The sequence below is a fragment of the Streptomyces sp. NPDC089799 genome, from assembly GCF_040684755.1.
In the GTDB taxonomy this organism is placed as follows: domain Bacteria; phylum Actinomycetota; class Actinomycetes; order Streptomycetales; family Streptomycetaceae; genus Streptomyces.
On the sequence record NZ_JBFBGR010000007.1, the window covers coordinates 190216 to 209302 of the forward strand.

Below are 19087 nucleotides of genomic sequence, written 5' to 3' on the forward strand. Positions count from 1 at the left end.
GTGGCTAATTCGTTCCGATCTTGGCCAGTAGGTCCACGATGCGGCCCTGCACCTCGGCGGTGGTCGACCGCTCGGCGAGGAACAGCACGCTCTCCCCGGAGGCCAGCCGCGGCAGCGCTTCCGCCTCGATGGCGGTGGCGGTGTAGACGACCAGCGGAGTGCGGTTCAACAGTCCGTTCGCGCCCAGCCAGTCCACGATCCCGGCCCGTCGCCGGCGGACCTGCATCAGGTCCATGACCACCAGGTTCGGGCGCATCCGGGTCGCCAGGTCGACGGCGTCGGTGTCCGCGCCGGCCCGGCCCACCTGCATGCCGCGCCGCTCCAGGGCGGCGGTGAGCGCCCCGGCGACCTCGTCCTTCTCCTCGATCAGCAGGACCCGGGAGGGGTGCTGTTCGCTGTCGCGCGGTGCCAGCGCCTTGAGCAGTACGGCCGGGTCCGCCCCGTACGCCGCCTCCCGCGTGGCATGGCCCAGTCCGGCCGTCACCAGTACGGGCACCTCGGCGGCCACGGCCGCCTGCCGCAGCGACTGCAGCGCGGTCCGGGTGATCGGCCCGGTCAGCGGGTCGACGAACAGCGCGGCGGGGAACGCCGCGATCTGGGCGTCCACTTCCTCGCGGGAGTGCACGATCACCGGGCGGTAGCCGCGCTCGCTCAGCGCCTGGGTGGTCGCGACGTCCGGCGCGGGCCAGACCAGCAGCCGGCGCGGGTTGTCGAGCGGCTCCGGGGGCAGTTCGTCGTCCACGGGCTGCGGCACCGGCCGGTTGACCACTTCCACGGCTCCGCCCGGGCCGTCCAGCGGCTCGGGCCCTTCCGCGGCCCCCGCCTCCGGGGCGCCTATGGCGAAGGCGCGGCCCTGCGGGGCGGGTTCGGCGAGCCGCCGCCGCCGGCCGGAGCCGGAGGCGGGCGCGGCGGACGCACCGGCCGGGGCGGCCGCCGCGGGGTCGCTGCCACCGCCCTGCCCGAGCGTTCGGACGGGGACGGGCACGGACCGGTCCGGGTCGTCCTGCGGCTGCCGGGCCGCAGGTACGGCGACGTGCTGCGTGGCGGGTCCGTCCTCGGTCGCGCTACGGGCGGCCGGCACCGGCCACACCGGCGCGTCGGGCGTGCCGTCGGTCGCGGGCAGGGCGCGGCGCCGGCCGGTTGGGTGCGGCCGGTCCGGGCCGTGCGGGTCCTGGCCGGTGGTCCCGTCGGCGCTCGCGTGGGTCTCCTCCGGGGCCTCGGGGCTGGCGAGTGCGCGCCGGCCGCGGCGCCCGCCGGGGCCGGTCTCGCCCGCGGCACTGCCGGCGGAGGCACCCGCGGAGGGACCGGCCGGGGGCAGCGCGAACCCGCCGGGCGGCGCGGCGGCGGGGGCCGCGGCGGTACGAGCCTCCGCGGCGCCCTGCGGACCGGCCGGCAGGGCGAAGCCACCGGGGGGTGCGACGGGCGCGGAGGCCGGCGCGGGTACGCCGACGGGGCTCATGCCCTGCGGCGCCACCGGCTGCGGACCCGTGGCCCGGGACCCGTCGGGCCCGGCGGACGCCGGCTGCTGCGGTCCGGCGGGCAGCGCGAAGCCGCCGGGCGGCGCGATCGGAGCCGCGCCCGCCTCGGGACCCCCGGCGGACGAGGGCGACGACGAGGACGGGGAGGACGGGGAGGACGAGGAAGACCGGTCCTGGGTCGGCGCCAGGGCACGCCGCCGCCCCACCGGCGGAGCCACGGCCTGCGCGAGCACGGGGCCACCGGGAGGCACGGGCGCTCCGGGAGGCACGGGCGCTCCGGGAGGCACGGGGGCACCGGGAGCCACGGGCGCACCGCCGGATACGGGCGCGGCCGCACCCGGAGGCACCGGCGCACCGAGCGGTACGGGAGTCCCCGGCGGTACGGGCGCTCCCGGCGCTACGGGCACCCCCGGAGGCACCGGCGTCGCCGGAGGCACGGAGCCCGCAGCGGGCAGGGCCGGCAGTGCCCGCCGGTCGCCCCCGCCGGGGCCCCCGGCCGCATGGCCGCTCTCCAGGGCAGTGCCGGCGCCAGTGCCGGTTCCGGCGTTGTCGCCGTCCCGCCCGCGCCGCCGCCCGGTACCCAGCCCGGCCGGGTTCACCGGCGCCTGGGCGAGCTCGGGGCCCGTCGGACCGGCCGCCCGGCGCCGTCCCGACGGCAGCGCGAGCGCGCCCCCGCCGGACTCGGGCTCCGGGTTCCGGTCGTCCACGCCGTCCTCCAGGAAGGCGTCGACCCCGCGCCGCCCCCGCCGTCCGGACCCCTGCGCGGGCCCGCCGGGCACCCCGGCTCCGTCCGCGGGCTCCGGTTCGGGCTCCGGTTCGGGCTCGGGCTCCGGCTCGGGCTCCGGTTCCGGGTCGGGCAGGGTGACCGTCCCGGCCCCCTTGCCCAGCGGCAGCTCCAGCACGTACGCACCGCCCGGCGCGCCCGGCACCTCGACGGTCTGCAGCACACCGCCGTGCGCGGCCACCACACCCCGCACGATCGGCTCGTGCACCGGGCTCCCGCCGTCGTAGGGCCCGCGCACCTCGATCCGCACGGCGTCCCCGCGCTGGGCGACCGCGACCACGATCGTCGAATCCGTGTAGCCGCTGCCGGCCGGTGTCTTGCCCGTGGCGTCGACCCCGGCCACATCCGCGATCAGGTGCGCGAGCGCGGTCGAGATGCGGTCCGGGTCGATCTCGGCCTCGATGGTGGGCGCGTGCACCGCGAACTGCGCGCGGCCCGGCCCGATCAGCTCCACGGCGCCGTCGACACCGGCGGAGACGACCTCGTTGACCATCACCTTCCGCTTGGTGAGCCGGTCCCGGCCCGCGTCCAGCCGCTGGAAGCCGAGCACGTTGTCCACCAGCGTGGTCATCCGCGAGTACCCGGCGGCCAGGTGGTGCAGCAGCTGGTTCGCCTCCGGCCACAGCTGGCCGGCGTCGTCCGCCGCCAGGGTGGCCAGCTCGCCGCGGAGCTCCTCCAGCGGTCCGCGCAGGGCGTCCCCGAGCACCGCCATCAGCTGCTTGTGCCGCGCGGCCAGGGCGTCGTAGGGCCGCCGGTCGGTGAAGGTCATCACCGCGCCGACCAGCTGGTCGCCGTCCCGCACCGGAGAGGTGGTGAGGTCCACCGCGACGGCCTGGCCGGCCTTGTTCCACAGCACCTGCCCGCGCACCCGGTGCTTGCGCCCGCTGCGCAGGGTGTCGGCGAGCGGCGACTCATCGAAGGGGAACGGCGAACCGTCCGCGCGGGAGTGCTGGATCAGGCCGTGCAGCTCGCGGTTGCCGAGGTCGGTGGCCCGGTAGCCGAGGATCTGGGCGGCCGCCGGATTGACGAGCACGACCCGGCCGTCGGTGTCGGTGCCCACCACGCCCTCGGCGGCGGCCCGCAGGATCATCTCGGTCTGCCGCTGCGACCGGGCCAGCTCGGCCTCGGTGTCCACGGTCCCGGAGAGGTCGCGCAGGACGAGCATCAGCAGCTCGTCGCCGGTGTATCCCTGGTGCGGCTCGCGGTAGGCGTCCCGGCCGTCCAGACTGGCGCTGGTCACCTCGGCGGGGAACTCGCTGCCGTCCGTACGGCGCGCCGTCATCCGGGTCGGTTTGCTGCCCAGGCCGTCCTCGTCGCCGGGGCGGCGCATGGAGCCGGGGATCAGCTTGGAGTCGAATTCGGGCAGCAGGTCCAGCAGGCCGCGCCCGACGAGCCCGGTGCCGGGGCTCTCCATCAGTTCGAGCGCGATCGAATTCGCGTTGACGACCGTGCCGTTCGCGTTGACGAGCAGCAGCGCGTCCGGCAGAGCGTCGAGTATTGCTGCGAGGCGAGCAGCGCCTCGGGATGGCCTGCTGCTCACGACGAGCTTCCTCCCTGACCACGACGACCGGCATGACTCGGGAGGAGTCTAAGGCCACCTGACCGGGGCGGGGCGGCGGATCGTGGTCCCCGTCACAGCATCCCCCGCATCCTCCCAGGTCAGGAACGCGCACTCGGAAGCACAGGTTCCAAGTCTTTCCAGCGGCTGATCTCACAACCGTTTTTCCTGCTGAACGAGGCGTCGATCCGGCGCCCCTGCCAGCTGCCGGTGATCCGCGCGACGGCCCGGCCGCCGTACACCCCCGAGCACACCTCGTCGGGCGGGACGGGTGCGAAGGGGTCCTTGCCGGCCTGCGCGAACCGGTCGAGCCGCGCGCACGCCCGCCGGGCCTCCGGGTGCGTTCCGCCCGCCGGCTCGCACTCCAGCGTGAACGTCCCGTTGGCCACGCGGGACGCCCCGTTGTGCTCCACGGTCACCGTGAGCCGGTCGGGCGGAGGAGAGAGCAGCCCCCCGAGCGGCGGCAGCTGCGGGATCGGTCCGGCGGCCGCCGCCGCGGCGGCGAAGGCGGAGGCGGCGAGGGCGGCGAGACGCATCGGGATCTCCAGGTTCATCCGGTACGCCTGCTCAACGAGAACCGGCCGCCGACGTTCCGCGGGCCCACCCCTAAAGGCTTTGCTCTGGTGCCGCCACGCCTAGTACCGTGGGAGCGGATTGGTGACCGGGCCTGGGCCTGTGTCATCATCTGCACGCACCCTCGTACGCGGGGGTGTGCTGGAGGCGTCGCCTAGTCCGGTCTATGGCGCCGCACTGCTAATGCGGTTTGGGCTTTACCGTCCATCGAGGGTTCAAATCCCTCCGCCTCCGCGCTGTGATCACCGAAGCCCCGGTCCTGACGGACCGGGGCTTCGGTCGTTCCACGGGCTTCGGTCGTTCCACCGGGCTTCGGCCGCTCTGCCGGGCTCCGGACCTTCCGGGCCGCACCCGACCGGCCCCGCCCCCTCGGTTCTTCTCGGTTCTTCTCCGAGCTCTCCGACTCTTCGACCCTTCGACGCTTCTCAGCCGTCCGGCGCAGCCGCCGCTCCCCGGCCGGAGCCACCCCCTCCACGCGTTTCCGCAGGTCAGAGGTGGTTTGGGTAATGGATTTCGCGTCCCGGCGAGGTCCATGTATTGTTGTTCTCGCAAGGCCAACGGGGCGAAAAACCCCGGGAAGCACAAGCACTCGTAGCTTAACGGATAGAGCATCTGACTACGGATCAGAAGGTTGCAGGTTCGAATCCTGCCGAGTGCACAGCCCAAGAGGCCCCGGACGGAAGTCCGGGGCCTCTTGCGTTGCGCGGTTTAGGATCCGGGCATGGTGATGACCGTGGAGGACGTGGATCTGTTCGAGGCGGCGCGGGGGCGGCTGGAGGCCATTGCCTATCGGCTGCTCGGGTCGGCCGGTGAGGCCGAGGACGCCGTGCAGGAGACGTTCCTGCGGTGGCAGGCCGCCGATGCCGGGCGGATCGAGGTGCCGGAGGCCTGGCTGACCAAGGTGCTCACCAACCTGTGCCTGAACCAGCTCGGTTCGGCGCGGGCCCGGCGGGAGAACTACGTGGGGCAGTGGCTTCCGGAGCCGCTGCTCGACGGGGACCCGATGCTGGGGCCGGCCGACACCGCCGAGCAGCGCGAGTCGGTTTCGTACGCGGTGCTCACGCTGATGGAGCGGCTGTCCCCCAACGAGCGGGCCGTGTACGTGCTCAGGGAGGCGTTCGACTACCCGCACCGGGAGATCGCCGAGATCCTCGACATCAGCGAGGCCGCGAGCCAGCAGATCTTCCACCGCGCCAAGAAGCACATTGCGGACGGCAAGGCCCGTACCGAGATCGACCAGGCCGTCGCCCGGAGGATCGTCGAGGAGTTCCTCGCGGCCGCCACCAGCGGGAAGACCGAGCCGCTCGTGCGGCTGCTCACCGGCGATGCCGTTGCGATCGGCGACGGCGGCGGGAAGGTCCCGGCGCGGGCGAAGGCGTTCGAGGGCGCCCTCGCCGTCGCGAAGTTCATGCGGGGGCTGTTCAAGCCCGCGGAGCACAAGCGGGCCATGGTCGGCGGCTCGCCCGCGATCCACGTCACGACCGCCAACGGCGGCCCCGCCGTCGTGGCGGTCGTCGGGGAGCGGGTCGTCGGCATCATGTGCCTGGAGGTCACCGCCGAGGGCATCGCCGCGTTCCGCAACCAGGTCAACCCCGACAAGCTCGTCCGTGCGACCGAGGTGTGGACGGCGGCCGGCGGCCACGGGGAGCCCCTGCTCGCCCTCTGAAGCCGACCGATCCCCCTCCCTCCGGGTGTGACGTGCTTCACAGCCGGGGCCTGTCAGGAAACGGCGGGCTGTCCGGTTCAAGGGGCGTAACCGCGTCCGACAACGGCCGGAACCGCACAGACAGGAGCAGGGACATGCAGCACCGCATCATCGTCCTCGGTGCCGGATACACCGGAGCAGTCGCGGCCGGCCGCCTCGCCAAGCGGCTGCACGGGGACGACGTCGCCATCACCCTCGTCAACGCAGAGCCCGACTTCGTCGAGCGGGTGCGGTTGCACCAGCTCGCGGCCGGCCAGGACCTCAAGGCCCGCCCCTTCGACGAGATGTTCGCGGGCACCGGCGTCGTGCCGCTGCTCGCGAAGGTCACCGGAGTGGACGTCGACCGCAAGACCGTCGCCGTCGTCGACGGGGACGGCGGCGCCGGGGAGCTGGAGTACGACACCCTCGTCTACGCGCTCGGCAGCGGCTGGGACGACCGCGGCGTGCCCGGTGCCGCCGAGTACGCCCACCAGATCGCGAGCCGCGCCGGGGCGCTGCGGCTGCGGGAGCGGCTGGCCGGCCTGGCCGCCGGGGAGCCGGTGGTCGTGGTCGGCGGCGGTCTGACCGGCGTGGAGGCCGCGACCGAGATCGCCGAGGCCCGCCCGGACCTCGACGTCGCCCTCGCCGTCAGCGGCGGCCTCGGCGACTGGCTGTCGCCCAAGGGCCGCGGGCACCTGCGGAAGGTCTGCGACGGCCTCGGCATCACCGTCCACGAGCACGCCGCCGTCACCGCCGTGGCCGCCGATCACGTCACCACCGGGGACGGCGCAGTCGTACCGGCCGCGGTCACCGTGTGGACCACCGGCTTCGCGGTCCACCCGATCGTGCGGGCCACCACCCTGGAGGCCGGCGACACCGGCCGGATCGTGGTCGACCAGACGATGCGCTCGGTCTCGCACCCGGACGTGTACGCCGTCGGCGACGCGGCCCTCGCGACGGGGCCGGGCGACAAGCCGCTGCGGATGTCGTGCGCCTCGGGCGTCCCCATGGCCTGGCAGGCCGCCGACGCCATCGCGGCCCGGCTGACCGGCGGGAAGATCCCCAGGACGCCGATCCGGTACTTCAACCAGTGCATCTCGCTGGGGCGCAAGGAGGGCCTGATCCAGTACGTGACCGCCGACGACCGCGCCGTCGGTGCCGCCCTCACCGGCCGGTTCGCCGCCGTCTACAAGGAGCTGGTCTGCAAGGCCGCGGCCTGGGGCGTCGCCAACCCGACCATGGGCCTGCCGGTGCGCCGCCGGCACGTCGCAGGAGGGGCGGCGGAGCGGGCGGGAGCGGCAGCGGGCGCCGCCACCGCCGCGGCCACCGCCCGCGCTTCGGCCTGACGGCCCCGTCCTGACGGAGCCCCGTCCTGGCAGCGGTTCGGAATGACCGGGCCTCACCCCGCGAGGACGCGGGGCAGGCCCGTCACCGACACCACCAGGGAGTACAGCGAGGTGGTGGCCGTGATGAAGAGGCGGTTGTTGCGGGGGCCGCCGAAGGCGATGTTGGAGACCGGCTCGGGGACCCGGATGCGGCCGATCAGGGTGCCGTCGGGCGCGTAGCAGTGGACGCCGTCCTCCATCGCCGCCGCCCACAGCCTGCCGCCGTCGTCGAAGCGGATGTTGTCGAAGCGGGCGCGCGGGCGGCCGGCGGGTGCCTCCGCGAAGACCTTGCCGTCCGAGAGGGTGCCGTCCTCGCGGACGTCGAAGACCCGTATGTGGTTCTCGCGGGTGTCGGACACGTACAACTGCCGTTCGTCCGGGGAGAAGACAAGGCCGTTCGGGCCACCGAAACCGTCGGCGGCCAGGCGGACCTCCCCGGTCGCCGGGTCGGCGCGGTAGACGTTGCGGGCCCCGATCTCGCTCTCCGCCCGCACCCCTTCGTAGTCGCTGGTGATCCCGAAGTCGGGATCGGAGAACCACACCGAGCCGTCCGAGCGGACCACCGCGTCGTTGGGGCTGTTCAGGCGGCGGTTGCCGTAGTGGGTGGCGATCGGGGTGACCGTCCCGTCCGGTTCGGTGCGGCTGACCCGCCGGCCGCCCTGCTCGCAGGTGATCAACCGGCCTTCGCGGTCCAGGGTGTTGCCGTTGGGGTGACCGGCCGGGGAGCGGAACGGGCCCACCGTGCCGGTGGGTTCGTCCCAGCGCAGCAGCCGGTCATTGGGGATGTCGCTCCACACCAGCTGGCGCCAGGCCGGCAGCCAGAGCGGGCCCTCCGCCCAGCGGCAGTCGTCGTGGAGGCGTTCCAGCCGCATGTCGCCGTTGGCGCAACGCCCGGTCCGGAAACGGTCGTCCAGGATCTCGTACAGGTCGGGATCCGCCACTTGGGATGACATCTTCTCGATCTCCTTGATCGCCGAATTGTGTTCGGTCGTGATCGAGATTGCCGGATGCGGTACGGTCCTGGCAAGGATGTGGTCGAGGAGGCCGGGAAGGCCCGGGAGGCCGGGGAGGCCTGAGGAGGCTCATGGACGGGATCGACCGGGCGATCGTCGCGCGGCTGCAGGAGGACGCCGGGCAGTCGTACGCCACCCTCGGCGCGGCGGTCGGGCTGTCGGCCGGCGCCGCGCACGAGCGGGTGCGGAAGCTGCGCGAGCGCGGTGTCATCCGGCGCACCACCGTCGACGTGGACCCGGCGGCCGTCGGCAGCGGGGTGCTGGCCTTCGTGATGGTGGACGCGAACGCCTGGATGGGGGACTCCGCGGAGCATTTCGCGGCCATCGCCGAGATCCAGGAGGCGCACGTCATCGCCGGCAGTGCGTCCGTGCTGGTGAAGGTGCGGACCTCCACCACCGAGCAGCTGCAGGACGTGCTGCGCCGGCTCTACGCCATCGACGGGGTCAGCGGCACCCAGGCGACGGTCGCCCTGGAGACCTTCTTCGAACGGCCGCTGCCCCTGTGACCGCCGCCGCTGCCCCGGGGTCCGCCGCCGCGGCGCCGGTCTGGCGGTGCACGGGCCCGCGCTGGAGCGACGGCCGGCCCGGTATCGGCTGGTACGCCGCCGGGCGGGGCGACCGGGTCAGCGTGCTCCCGTACGGGCGGCGCCTCGCCTTCACCGGCACCGGGGAGCGGCGCTGCACCGGGGTGCGGCGGGGCGGCCGGCGCACCCCGTGCCCCACGGCGGCACCGGTTCCGGCCGCGTCCGGTTCCGCGCAGTGCGCCGAGTGCGCCCGGCTGGACCGCTCCTTCTCGGTGGCCGCGGACACCCGTGCGGCCGACCCGCGGCCCTACCGCGTCTACCTGGCCTGGTTCGGGCCCGGCCTGCTCAAGGTGGGGATCACCGCGGAGGAACGCGGCACCACCCGGCTGCTGGAGCAGGGGGCGGTGGCCTGGAGCTGGCTCGGCCGGGGCCCGCTGATGGCGGCCCGGCGCACCGAGGAGCTGCTCCGGGCTGCCCTGGGGGTGCCCGACCGGATCCCGTACGCGCGCAAGCGGGCCGTACGCGCACAGCTGCCGCCCGCCGCCGAACGGGAACGGGAGGTGGCCCGCCTGCACGGCCTGGCCGCCGCGCTGCCCGGCCGGCCGGACTCCCTGGAACCGCTGCCCTGCGCGGTGGTCGACCACGGCGGGGCGTTCGGGCTGGCCGCGCTCGGCGTACCGGCTGAGTCGGCAACACCCGCTGTGTCGGCAACACCGGCCGAACCCGCCGCGGGGAGCGGGGCGCGGCCGGCTCAGGTGCTCGCGGCCATGGCGGACGGGGGGACCGTCGCCGGGCTGCTGGTGGCCGCTGCCGGGCCCGACCTGCACTTCGCGGACGGCCTCGTGGTGGACGCCCGGCTGCTGGCGGGCTGGGCACTGACCGCCGCCGGGCCGGACGCCGTGACCTCCGGGGTCCCCCTCGCCGCCCTGCCCGCGCCGCCGCCGGAGCCGGGGCGGCAGGACGGGCTGTTCTGAGGCCCTCCGCGCCCGGCCGCCGGTGCCGCCGGGAGGCCCGCCGAAGGTCAAATCTTGGATCCCTTTGCCCTCCCGGCGGGCTTTGCTGTGGACACGTCCGGATCAACGAACGGAGAGTGGGCCCATGACCATTCGACCCCTTCCGGCGTTCGAACCGCCGTACCTGATGACCGTGTTCACCTCTGTCCGCACTGCCGGAGCCGGCGAGGGCTACCCCGAGGCGGCGGCCCGTATGGACGAGCTGGTGAAGGAGGTCCCCGGCTACCTCGGCCACGAGAACGCGCACACCCCGGGCGGGCTCAGCATCACCGTCGCCTACTTCCGCGACGAGGAGTCCCTCACGGCCTGGCGCACCAACCTCGAACACCGGCAGACGCAGGCGCGGGGGATCAAGGAGTGGTACGAGAGCTACACCCTGCACGTCGGCACGGTGGAGCGCACCAGTGAGTTCGTCCGAGACCACTGAGGGGGCCGCCGCCCAGAGGGCCGCAGCCGAGGGGGTCGTGGCCGAGGGGGCCGTGGCCGAACCGGCCGGAGCCGCCGATGGGGAGGACGCGGCACGGACCGCCGCCGCCGTACGGCGCTTCCGCGACCGGCTGGGCCTGCCCGGCCTGGTCGACGTACACACCCACTTCATGCCCCGCCGGGTGCTGGACAAGGTGTGGCACCACTTCGACTCCGCCGGCCCGCTGACCGGGGTCGAATGGCCCATCGCCTACCGGCACGAGGAGGAGGAACGGGTCGCGCTGCTCCGCGGGTTCGGCGTCCGGGCCTTCACCGCCCTCCTGTATCCGCACAAGCCCGCGATGGCCGCCTGGCTGAACTCCTGGTCGGCCGGATTCGCGGCCAGGACGCCCGACTGCCTGCACACCGCGACCTTCTTCCCGGAGGACGGGGTGGCGGACTACGTGCGCCGGGCGGTCGACGGCGGTGCGCGGATCTTCAAGGCCCACCTCCAGGTCGGGGCGTACGACCCGAACGACGGCCGGCTGGACCCGGTGTGGGGGCTGCTCGCAGAGGCCGGGATCCCGGTGGTGGTCCACTGTGGGTCCGGCCCGGTGCCGGGCCCGCACACCGGGCCGGGGCCGGTCGCCCGGCTGCTCGCCCGGCACCCCCGGCTGCCGCTGGTGGTCGCCCACCTGGGCATGCCGGAGTACGGGGCGTTCCTCGGCCTCGCCGACCGGTACCCGGAGGTCCGCCTGGACACCACGATGGTGTTCACCGACTTCGCCGAACGGCTCGGCGGCTTCCCACCGGAGGAGCTCGGCCGGCTGGCCGCGCTGGGGGACCGGATCCTGCTCGGCACCGACTTCCCCAACATCCCCCACCCCTACGACCACCAGCTCGACGCGCTCGAACGGCTCGGCCTGGGCGACGACTGGCTCAGGGCGGTCTGCCACGACAACGCGGCCCGGCTGTTCGCGCTCGACGCGTAGGCCGGATCTTCCGGATCAGCCCGGGTCTTCCGGATCAGCCCGGGTCTTCCGGATCGGGCCCGGAGGGACGGCAGGTCCCGGGTGCGGCGGCGGCGCACCCGGGGCACGCCGGTTTCTCAGGAGATTCACAGGAACCCGCAAGAGCGCTCTCAGAGGCCGCGGGGAGCGTGTTCCCCATGACCGCGATGACGACCTCCCACGCGTCCACGTCCACCGTCACCGGCCCGCACCGGGACCGGGCGGGCGCCGGGGCCCTGGTCCGTCCCGACGGGGGGCCCTGCCGGGTCCTCGTCGTGGACGACGAGGCATCCCTCTCCGAACTGCTCTCCATGGCCCTGCGCTACGAGGGCTGCGAGGTCCGCACCGCGGGTGACGGCGCCGCCGCCCTGCGGGCGGCCCGCGCCTTCCGGCCGGACGCCGTCGTCCTCGACATCATGCTGCCGGACATGGACGGCCTGACCGTCCTCTCCCGGCTCCGCCGGGAGCTCCCGCAGGTGCCGGTGCTGTTCCTGACCGCCCGGGACTCCGTGGAGGACCGCATCGCGGGCCTCACGGCCGGCGGGGACGACTACGTGACCAAGCCGTTCAGCCTGGAGGAGGTCGTGGCCCGGCTCCGCGGGCTGATCCGCCGGGCCGGTGCGGCCCAGGCCGCGCGGGGCGAATCCGTGCTGGTCGTCGGTGACCTCACGCTGGACGAGGACAGCCACGAGGTCACCCGCGGCGGCCGGGAGATCCGGCTGACCGCCACCGAGTTCGAGCTGCTGCGCTACCTGATGCGCAACCCGCGCCGGGTGCTCAGCAAGGCGCAGATCCTCGACCGGGTCTGGTCCTACGACTTCGGCGGTCAGGCCAACGTGGTCGAGCTCTACATCTCCTACCTGCGGCGCAAGCTGGAGAGCGGTCCCGGTCTCAGCCCGATGATCCACACCCGGCGCGGTGCCGGCTACCTGATCAAGCCGGGCGAGTAGTGCGGGGGCCCGGGGGTGTCCGGCTCCGGTCCGTGCTGCGCCGGCCGGCCCGGCCCTGGTCGCTGCGGACCCGGCTGGTGGTGTCCGCCGTAGCCCTGATCGCCGTCGTGGGCGCGGTGATCGGCACGGTCACCACCCTCGCCCTGCGCTCGTACCTGGTGACGCAGCTGGACGCACAGCTGCGCACCGCCGTGGAGATGTCCTCCCGCGGCCCCGGGACGAGGCAGGGGCACGAGGTGCCCCCGGCTCCCTACCTCAGGTTCCCGCCCGGTACGCCGCTCGGTACGGCCGTGATCCGGCTGGGCGCCGGCGGGGGCCCGAGCGGCGCCCGTTCCGTCTCCGACGAAGGCCCCGCCAACGAGTTCAACACCCCGCTGGAGGAGGCCCAGGCCAAGGCCCTCGCGGCCGCCGTACCGCGCGCCCGGGACGGCGCGGTCGACACGGAGGTGCCGGGGCTCGGCCGGTACCGGGTACGGGCCGCCCCCGACGGCTCGCTCGCCCTCGCCTTCCCCCTCTCCGGGGTCGACTCCACCGTGAGCACCCTGGTCTCCGTCGAGGTGTGCGTGACCCTGGCCGGGCTGATCGCCGCCGGCCTGGCCGGGCAGGCCCTGGTCGGGGTCGCCCTGCGCCCGCTGCGCAGGGTCGCCGCCACCGCCACCCGGGTCTCAGAACTGCCCCTGCACAGCGGCGAGGTGGCCCTGCACGAGCGGGTCCCGGACGCCGAGGCGGACCCGCGGACCGAGGTCGGCCAGGTCGGGGCGGCCCTCAACCGGATGCTCGGGCACGTCGGCTCCGCCCTCGCCGCCCGCCAGGAGAGCGAGACGCGGGTCCGGCAGTTCGTCGCGGACGCCAGCCACGAACTGCGCACCCCGCTGGCCTCCATCCGCGGGTACGCCGAACTCACCCGCCGGGGACGGGAGGAGACCGGCCCCGACACCCGGCACGCCCTGAGCCGCATCGAGTCCGAGGCGACCCGGATGACCGGGCTGGTCGAGGACCTGCTGCTGCTCGCGCGGCTGGACGCCGGACGCCCGCTCAGCCGCCGGCCCGTGGACCTCGCCCCGCTGGTCGTGGACGCGGTCGGCGACGCCCGGGCCGCCGGGCCGGAACACCGCTGGCGGCTCGAACTCCCGCAGGAACCCGCCCCCGTGCGGGTCGACCCGGCGCGGATCCAGCAGGTGCTGGTCAACCTCCTCGCCAACGCCCGTACGCACACACCGCCGGGCACGACGGTCACCGCGCGTGTTTCACGTGAAACATCGGGCGGTGGCGGCAACGGCGACGCCGTCTGTGGGTGGGTGCGGATCGAGGTGGCGGACGACGGGCCGGGCATCCCGCCGGACCTGCTCCCCCACGTCTTCGAACGGTTCGCGCGCGGCGACGCCTCCCGTTCCCGGCAGGCCGGCTCCACCGGCCTGGGCCTGGCCATCGTGCAGGCCGTGGTCACGACCCACGGCGGGCGGGTCGGCGTACGGAGCGAGCCGGGAGACACGCGGTTCGAGGTCCGGCTCCCGCTCGCCCTGCTGCCCGTGGACGTACCGGAGTTCCCGGAGGAGCTCGTACAGGAGTCCTCACAGGCGCAGCACAGGCTCGGCACACGGCCGTGACAGCCCGCGCGGTGAAGGTCGGAGCATGCCGACCGAAACGACTCTCCCGCGCCGTGAGCACCTGACGCCCCGCGCCCCAGGCGAGCCCGTACTCGACGTGGTGGTACCGGTCTTCAACGAGGAGAAGGACCTCGAGCCCTGTGTCCGCCGACTGCACGAGCACCTCACCCGGACCTTCCCCTACGCCTTCCGGATCACCGTCGCCGACAACGCGAGCACCGACCGGACACCGGAGATCGCCGCCGGGCTCGCCGCCGCCGTGCCCGGCGTACGCAGCGTCCGGCTGGAGCAGAAGGGCCGGGGCCGTGCCCTGCGGACCGTCTGGTCCGGGTCCGAGGCGCCCGTCCTGGCCTATATGGACGTGGACCTCTCCACCGACCTCAACGCCCTCCTGCCGCTGGTCGCCCCGCTCATCTCCGGCCACTCCGACCTGGCCATCGGCACCCGGCTGGCCCGGACCTCCCGGGTGGTCCGGGGCGCCAAGCGGGAGTTCGTCTCCCGCGCCTACAACCTGATCCTGCGCTCCTCGCTGGCGGCCCGCTTCAGCGACGCCCAGTGCGGGTTCAAGGCCATCCGCCGGGACGTCGCGGAACGGCTGCTGCCGCTGGTCGAGGACACCGGCTGGTTCTTCGACACCGAGCTGCTGGTGCTCGCCGAGCGGGCCGGACTGCGCATCCACGAGGTGCCGGTGGACTGGGTGGACGACCCCGACTCCACCGTGCACATCGCCCGCACCGCCGTCGAGGACCTGAAGGGGGTCTGGCGGGTGGGCCGGGCACTGGCCGTGGGGGCGCTGCCGCTGGACCGGCTGGCCCGCCCCTTCGGGGACGACCCGAGGGACCGTGACCTGACCGGGGTGCCGCGGGGACTGGCCCGGCAGCTCCTCGGCTTCTGCGTGATCGGCGTCCTCTCCACCCTGTGCTACCTCGCGCTGTACTCGCTGTTCCGGCTCGGCACCGGGGCGCAGACGGCCAACGCGGCGGCCCTGCTGCTGTCCGCCGTCGCCAACACGGCGGCCAACCGGCGGCTCACCTTCGGCGTCCGCGGCCGCGAACGGGCCCTGCGGCACCAGGCGCAGGGGCTGCTGGTCTTCGGCATCGGGCTGGCGCTGACCGCCGGTTCGCTGGCCGCGCTCGGCGCCGCCACCGACCGCCCCGCGCACGGCACCGAACTCGCCGTCCTGATCACCGCGAACCTCGCCGCCACCGTGCTGCGCTTCCTGCTCTTTCGCTCTTGGGTCTTCCCCGAGCGCCGGGCCACGACCGCCCCGATCCGGGCGACGACCGACCCCATCCGGGCCACGACCGCCCCGATCCGGGCCACGACCGACCTGAAGGACCACACCCGATGACCACCACGCACCGACCGCGCTGGGAGCGCCCGGCGCTGGCCGCCCTGCTCCTGGCCACGGCCGTACTGCTGCTCTGGAACCTCAGCGCGTCCGGCTACGCCAACTCCTTCTACTCGGCGGCCGCGCAGGCCGGCGGCGAGAGCTGGAAGGCGTTCTTCTTCGGCTCCTCGGACGCCGGCAACTCCATCACCGTCGACAAGCCGCCCGCCGCACTCTGGCCGATGGCCCTGTCGGTCCGGCTGTTCGGGCTGGGCGCCTGGCAGATCCTGGCCCCCCAGGCACTGATGGGGGTGGCGACCACGGCGGTGCTGTACGCCTCCGTACGGCGGCAGTTCGGGCCGGGGGCGGCGCTGCTGTCGGGCACGGTGTTCGCGCTGACGCCGGTGGCCGCGCTGATGTTCCGCTTCAACAACCCGGACGCGCTGCTGGCACTGCTGCTGACCACGGCCGTGTACTGCGTGCTGCGGGCGATGGAAGGCGCCCGGACGAAGTGGCTGGTGTGGGCGGGGGTGGCGCTGGGCTTCGCCTTCCTGGCGAAGACCCTGCAGGCCTTCCTCGTCCTGCCGCCGCTGGCCCTGCTCTACGCCGTCTGCGCGCCGACCCGGCTGCGCCGACGGCTGGGCCAGCTGGCGCTGGCGGGTGCCGCGATGGTGGTCGCCGGCGGCTGGTGGGTCGCGGTGGTGGAGTTGTGGCCGGCGTCTTCCCGCCCGTACATCGGGGGCTCGCAGACGAACTCCTTCCTGGAGCTGACCTTCGGCTACAACGGGCTCGGCCGGCTCAACGGCGACGAGGTCGGCAGCGTGGGCGGCCGTGGCAGCGGTGGCACGGGGCCGGTGCTCAGCGTGGAGGTCCCGTACGGCGCGCAGGCGCCGACCGGTCCGGGCTTCCGCGGCGGCGGTGGCGGTGGCGGCTGGGGGGAGACCGGGATCGGCCGGCTGTTCTCGGACGGGGTGGGCGGCCAGATCTCCTGGCTGCTGCCGGCGGCGCTGGTGCTGCTGGTCGCCGGCCTGGTGGTGACCTGGCGGGCCCGGCGGGCCAGCGACTCGCTGGAGAGCATGGGCCGGGCGGCCTTCCTGGCCTGGGGCGGCTGCCTGCTGGTCACCTGTGTGGTGTTCAGCTGGATGCAGGGCATCTTCCACGAGTACTACACGGTGGCGCTGGCGCCGTACGTGGCGGCGCTGGTCGGCATGGGCGTGGCGGTGCTGTGGGAGGAGCGGCACGGGTTCGCCGCCGCGGCTGCCCTGGCCGGGGTGACGGCGCTGACCGCCTGGTGGTCGTACGTGCTGCTGTCGCGCTCGCCGGACTACCTGCCGGGGCTGCGGTGGGCGGTGCTGGCCGGTGGGCTGGTGGCGGCGGGCGGCCTGGCGGCGGCGGGCCGGGTGGGCCGTCCGGTCGCGCTGGGCGCGGCGGGGCTGGCGCTGGGCGCGGCGCTGGCGGGGCCGTCGGCGTACTCCCTGACCACGGTGGACACCGCGCACACCGGCTCCATCGTGACGGCGGGCCCGTCGGTGGCGGGCGGCTTCGGCGGAGGCCGGGGCCCGCGGATGTTCCGGGCCGGCGAGGGCGGACAGCCGCCGGGCGGCTTCGCCGGCGGGCGGGGCGGTGTGCGGGGCGCCATGCCGATGGGGCCGGGCGGCGGCCGGATGGTCCCCGGCGGCCCTGGCGCCGGCACCGGCACCGGCCCGCAGACGGGCGGAGCCACCGGCCCGCAGACGGGCGGAGCCACCGGCCCGCAGACGGGCGGGGCCACGGGCACGGGCACGGACCTGGGAAGGGGCATGGGAACGGGCGGCGGCATGGGTGGTCTGCTCGACGGCGCCCGGGTCTCCGACAAGGTGAAGGAGATGCTCCGCGAGGACTCCGGCCGGTACACGTGGGCCGCGGCGGCCGTCGGAGCGCAGAACGCGGCGAGCTACCAGCTGGCGAGCGAACGGCCCGTGATGCCGATCGGCGGCTTCAACGGAAGCGACCCGTCGCCCACGCTGACGCGGTTCCAGGAGTACGTGAAGGCAGGGAAGATCCACTATTACGTCGGCGGCGGCCAGGGCATGCGCGGCGGAGGCCCGGGCGGCTCCGGCAGTTCGGCGATCGCCGAATGGGTCGAGGCGAACCACACGCCCGTCGAGGTGGACGGCACCACCCTCTACGACCTGACCGCCCCGACCGGCTGACCCTGCGGGTCCCCCACACCACCCCTGCCCGAAACCGGGGCTCCGCCCCCGACCCGCCCCGTCGACGGTGTGTCAAAGCGCCGCAGGTGGAACGCCCTAGCATGAACAGGGCGGAGCCGGGCATGGCGGGTGGATGGCGGGCGCTTCAGGAGGGTGCTCCATGGTGCGGGAAGCGGGCCCGGTCGGGTTGGACCGGGAGCGGATCACCGGTGCCGCCGTGCGGTTGCTGGACGCCGAGGGGCTCGGGCGCTTCTCCATGCGGCGGCTCGCCGGGGAGCTCGGGGTCACCGCCATGTCCCTGTACTGGTACGTGGACACCAAGCGCGACCTGCTGGGGCTCGCACTCGACCGGGTCATCGGCGAGGTGCCCGTGGCGGCGGACGGAACGCAGGACGGATCGGTGGTCGGACCGGTGGTCGGACCGGTGGACGGACCGGTGGACGGACCGGTGGGCGACGGGCGCTGGGATCTGGGGTTGCGGCAGCTCGCCTGCGGGTACCGGCGGGTGCTCGCCGCGCATCCGTGGGCCGCACGGCTCGCCGCCGACTGCGACGAGGGCGGGCCGCACGCCCGGGCCCTGGACTCCGCCCTGCTGCGCCTGCTGGACGGCGCCGGTCTGGCCGGGCACTCCCGGGCCGGCGCCCACCTCGCCGTGGCGCACTTCCTCCGCGGGTGCGGGGGCGCCGGCCGGCGCGTTCCGGAGGGGGCCTTCGGGGCCGCCCTCGACGTGCTCATCGCCGGAATCACGGCCAAGGCCCGGGGCCCGGCCGGCGAGAGGGTCTCTGGGATGCTCGGAGCATGACAGATCTGGCCACCATCGACCTGCAACCGGTCATCGCCGGGCAGCCCGACCCGCTGCTCTTCGCCACCGTCTCGGGCGCGCACCTCTACGGCTTCCCGTCCCGCGACTCCGACGTGGACCTGCGGGGCGTGCACCTCCTCCCGGCCGAGGAGCTCCTGGGCCTGCGCGAGCCGGAGGAGACCCGCTCCCGGATGTGGACGCGCGACGGGGTCGAGATGGACCTCGTCACCCATGACCTGCGCAAGTTCGTCCGGCTGATGCTGCGCCGCAACGGCTACGTCCTGGAGCAGCTGCTCTCCCCGCTGGTCGTGCACACCAGCGGTACGCACGCCGAACTCGTCGCCCTCGCGCCCGGCGTGCTCACCTCGCACCACGCCCACCACTACCGCGGCTTCGCGGAGACCCAGTGGCGGCTGTTCGGCAAGACCGGCGAACTCAAGCCGCTCCTCTACACCTTCCGGGTGCTCCTCACCGGAATCCACCTGATGCGCAGCGCCGAGGTCCAGGCCGATCTGCCCACCCTGACCGGCGAGGTCGCGGAGGCGCCCTCCTACCTGTCGGAGCTGATCGGGGCGAAGAGCGCCGCCGAGCACGGGGCGCTGGAGCCGACGGGGGTCGCCCGGGAGCGCATCGCCGAGGACGTGGAGCGGCTGCGCGCCGTACTGGACGACGCGCAGGCCGCCACCACGCTGCCGGACCGCCCCGGCGAGCGGGTGCACCACGACCTGCACGGGCTCGTGGTGCGGTCCCGGCTCTCCGCCGCCCCCGCCTGATCCGGA

The 19087-nt window shown here is 74.6% G+C and carries 15 protein-coding genes and 2 tRNA genes; 14 read left to right on the plus strand and 3 right to left on the minus strand.

Features of this window, described 5'->3' with window-relative positions; genetic code table 11:
- Positions 1–4: 4 nt before the first annotated feature.
- Both AB0O36_RS09790 and AB0O36_RS09795 read right to left on the minus strand, forming a co-directional pair.
- Complete coding sequence (locus tag AB0O36_RS09790) at positions 5–3802, minus strand: PAS domain-containing protein (RefSeq protein WP_365106613.1); 3798 nt, start codon at positions 3800–3802, stop codon at positions 5–7.
- Positions 3803–3921: 119 nt separating this feature from the next.
- The gene (locus tag AB0O36_RS09795; RefSeq protein ID WP_365106616.1) at positions 3922–4374 is read right to left on the minus strand and encodes an SSI family serine proteinase inhibitor; all 453 of its coding nucleotides are present in this window, start codon (positions 4372–4374) and stop codon (positions 3922–3924) included.
- 162 nt (positions 4375–4536) lie between these two features.
- Here AB0O36_RS09795 and AB0O36_RS09800 point away from each other — a divergent pair.
- From AB0O36_RS09800 to AB0O36_RS09815, 4 genes are all read left to right on the plus strand, one after another.
- Positions 4537–4627, plus strand: a tRNA-Ser gene (locus tag AB0O36_RS09800).
- A gap of 351 nt (positions 4628–4978) precedes the next feature.
- Positions 4979–5051 (plus strand) — tRNA-Arg (locus tag AB0O36_RS09805).
- A gap of 63 nt (positions 5052–5114) precedes the next feature.
- Positions 5115–6059, plus strand: a complete 945-nt coding sequence (gene sigJ / locus AB0O36_RS09810) for an RNA polymerase sigma factor SigJ (RefSeq protein ID WP_365106619.1) — start codon at positions 5115–5117, stop codon at positions 6057–6059.
- 134 nt (positions 6060–6193) lie between these two features.
- A complete protein-coding gene (locus AB0O36_RS09815; protein WP_365106621.1) occupies positions 6194–7423 on the plus strand; it encodes an FAD-dependent oxidoreductase in 1230 nt (409 codons plus the stop codon).
- Positions 7424–7476: 53 nt separating this feature from the next.
- Here AB0O36_RS09815 and AB0O36_RS09820 read toward each other — a convergent pair whose 3' ends face one another.
- Complete coding sequence (locus AB0O36_RS09820) at positions 7477–8415, minus strand: SMP-30/gluconolactonase/LRE family protein (protein ID WP_365106624.1); 939 nt, start codon at positions 8413–8415, stop codon at positions 7477–7479.
- A gap of 131 nt (positions 8416–8546) precedes the next feature.
- Here AB0O36_RS09820 and AB0O36_RS09825 point away from each other — a divergent pair, with 131 nt between their 5' ends.
- The 10 genes from AB0O36_RS09825 to AB0O36_RS09870 all read left to right on the plus strand — a co-directional run bounded on the left by AB0O36_RS09825 (position 8547) and on the right by AB0O36_RS09870 (position 19081).
- Positions 8547–8981 (plus strand): Lrp/AsnC family transcriptional regulator, encoded by a 435-nt coding sequence (locus AB0O36_RS09825; protein WP_365106627.1) that lies wholly within the window; start codon positions 8547–8549, stop codon positions 8979–8981.
- Positions 8982–9064: 83 nt separating this feature from the next.
- Complete coding sequence (locus AB0O36_RS09830; RefSeq protein ID WP_365106919.1) at positions 9065–9973, plus strand: DUF2797 domain-containing protein; 909 nt, start codon at positions 9065–9067, stop codon at positions 9971–9973.
- A gap of 124 nt (positions 9974–10097) precedes the next feature.
- A complete protein-coding gene (locus AB0O36_RS09835) occupies positions 10098–10439 on the plus strand; it encodes an antibiotic biosynthesis monooxygenase (RefSeq protein WP_365106629.1) in 342 nt (113 codons plus the stop codon).
- Between the two features lie 130 nt (positions 10440–10569).
- Positions 10570–11409, plus strand: coding sequence for an amidohydrolase family protein (locus tag AB0O36_RS09840; RefSeq protein WP_365106921.1), 840 nt, complete (start codon positions 10570–10572; stop codon positions 11407–11409).
- Positions 11410–11585: 176 nt separating this feature from the next.
- Complete coding sequence (locus AB0O36_RS09845; protein WP_365106632.1) at positions 11586–12377, plus strand: response regulator transcription factor; 792 nt, start codon at positions 11586–11588, stop codon at positions 12375–12377.
- 32 nt (positions 12378–12409) lie between these two features.
- On the plus strand, positions 12410–13984 hold the full coding sequence (locus AB0O36_RS09850) for a HAMP domain-containing sensor histidine kinase (protein WP_365106635.1): 1575 nt from the start codon (positions 12410–12412) through the stop codon (positions 13982–13984).
- A 25-nt stretch (positions 13985–14009) separates the two neighbouring features.
- Positions 14010–15335: a glycosyltransferase gene (locus AB0O36_RS09855; protein WP_365106637.1), complete on the plus strand. Its 1326-nt coding sequence runs from the start codon at positions 14010–14012 to the stop codon at positions 15333–15335.
- Positions 15332–17506 (plus strand): glycosyltransferase family 39 protein, encoded by a 2175-nt coding sequence (locus tag AB0O36_RS09860; RefSeq protein WP_365106639.1) that lies wholly within the window; start codon positions 15332–15334, stop codon positions 17504–17506. The genes AB0O36_RS09855 and AB0O36_RS09860 overlap by 4 nt, the downstream gene beginning before the upstream one ends.
- A gap of 160 nt (positions 17507–17666) precedes the next feature.
- Positions 17667–18308, plus strand: coding sequence for a TetR/AcrR family transcriptional regulator C-terminal domain-containing protein (locus AB0O36_RS09865; protein ID WP_365106642.1), 642 nt, complete (start codon positions 17667–17669; stop codon positions 18306–18308).
- Entirely contained in the window at positions 18305–19081 is a 777-nt protein-coding gene (locus AB0O36_RS09870) for a nucleotidyltransferase domain-containing protein (protein ID WP_365106644.1), read from the plus strand. The genes AB0O36_RS09865 and AB0O36_RS09870 overlap by 4 nt, the downstream gene beginning before the upstream one ends.
- Positions 19082–19087 lie beyond the last annotated feature (6 nt).

Bases quoted from the DNA above. Each gene is read 5' to 3' on its own strand.
- AB0O36_RS09855 (WP_365106637.1), top strand. From the start codon at position 14,010: ATGCCGACCGAAACGACTCTCCCGCGCCGTGAGCACCTGACGCCCCGC.
- AB0O36_RS09825 (WP_365106627.1), top strand. From the start codon at position 8,547: ATGGACGGGATCGACCGGGCGATCGTCGCGCGGCTGCAGGAGGACGCC.
- AB0O36_RS09860 (WP_365106639.1), top strand. From the start codon at position 15,332: ATGACCACCACGCACCGACCGCGCTGGGAGCGCCCGGCGCTGGCCGCC.
- AB0O36_RS09865 (WP_365106642.1), top strand. From the start codon at position 17,667: ATGGTGCGGGAAGCGGGCCCGGTCGGGTTGGACCGGGAGCGGATCACC.
- AB0O36_RS09815 (WP_365106621.1), top strand. From the start codon at position 6,194: ATGCAGCACCGCATCATCGTCCTCGGTGCCGGATACACCGGAGCAGTC.
- sigJ (WP_365106619.1), top strand. From the start codon at position 5,115: ATGGTGATGACCGTGGAGGACGTGGATCTGTTCGAGGCGGCGCGGGGG.
- AB0O36_RS09845 (WP_365106632.1), top strand. From the start codon at position 11,586: ATGACCGCGATGACGACCTCCCACGCGTCCACGTCCACCGTCACCGGC.
- AB0O36_RS09870 (WP_365106644.1), top strand. From the start codon at position 18,305: ATGACAGATCTGGCCACCATCGACCTGCAACCGGTCATCGCCGGGCAG.
- AB0O36_RS09835 (WP_365106629.1), top strand. From the start codon at position 10,098: ATGACCATTCGACCCCTTCCGGCGTTCGAACCGCCGTACCTGATGACC.
- AB0O36_RS09795 (WP_365106616.1), bottom strand. From the start codon at position 4,374: ATGAACCTGGAGATCCCGATGCGTCTCGCCGCCCTCGCCGCCTCCGCC.
- AB0O36_RS09820 (WP_365106624.1), bottom strand. From the start codon at position 8,415: ATGTCATCCCAAGTGGCGGATCCCGACCTGTACGAGATCCTGGACGAC.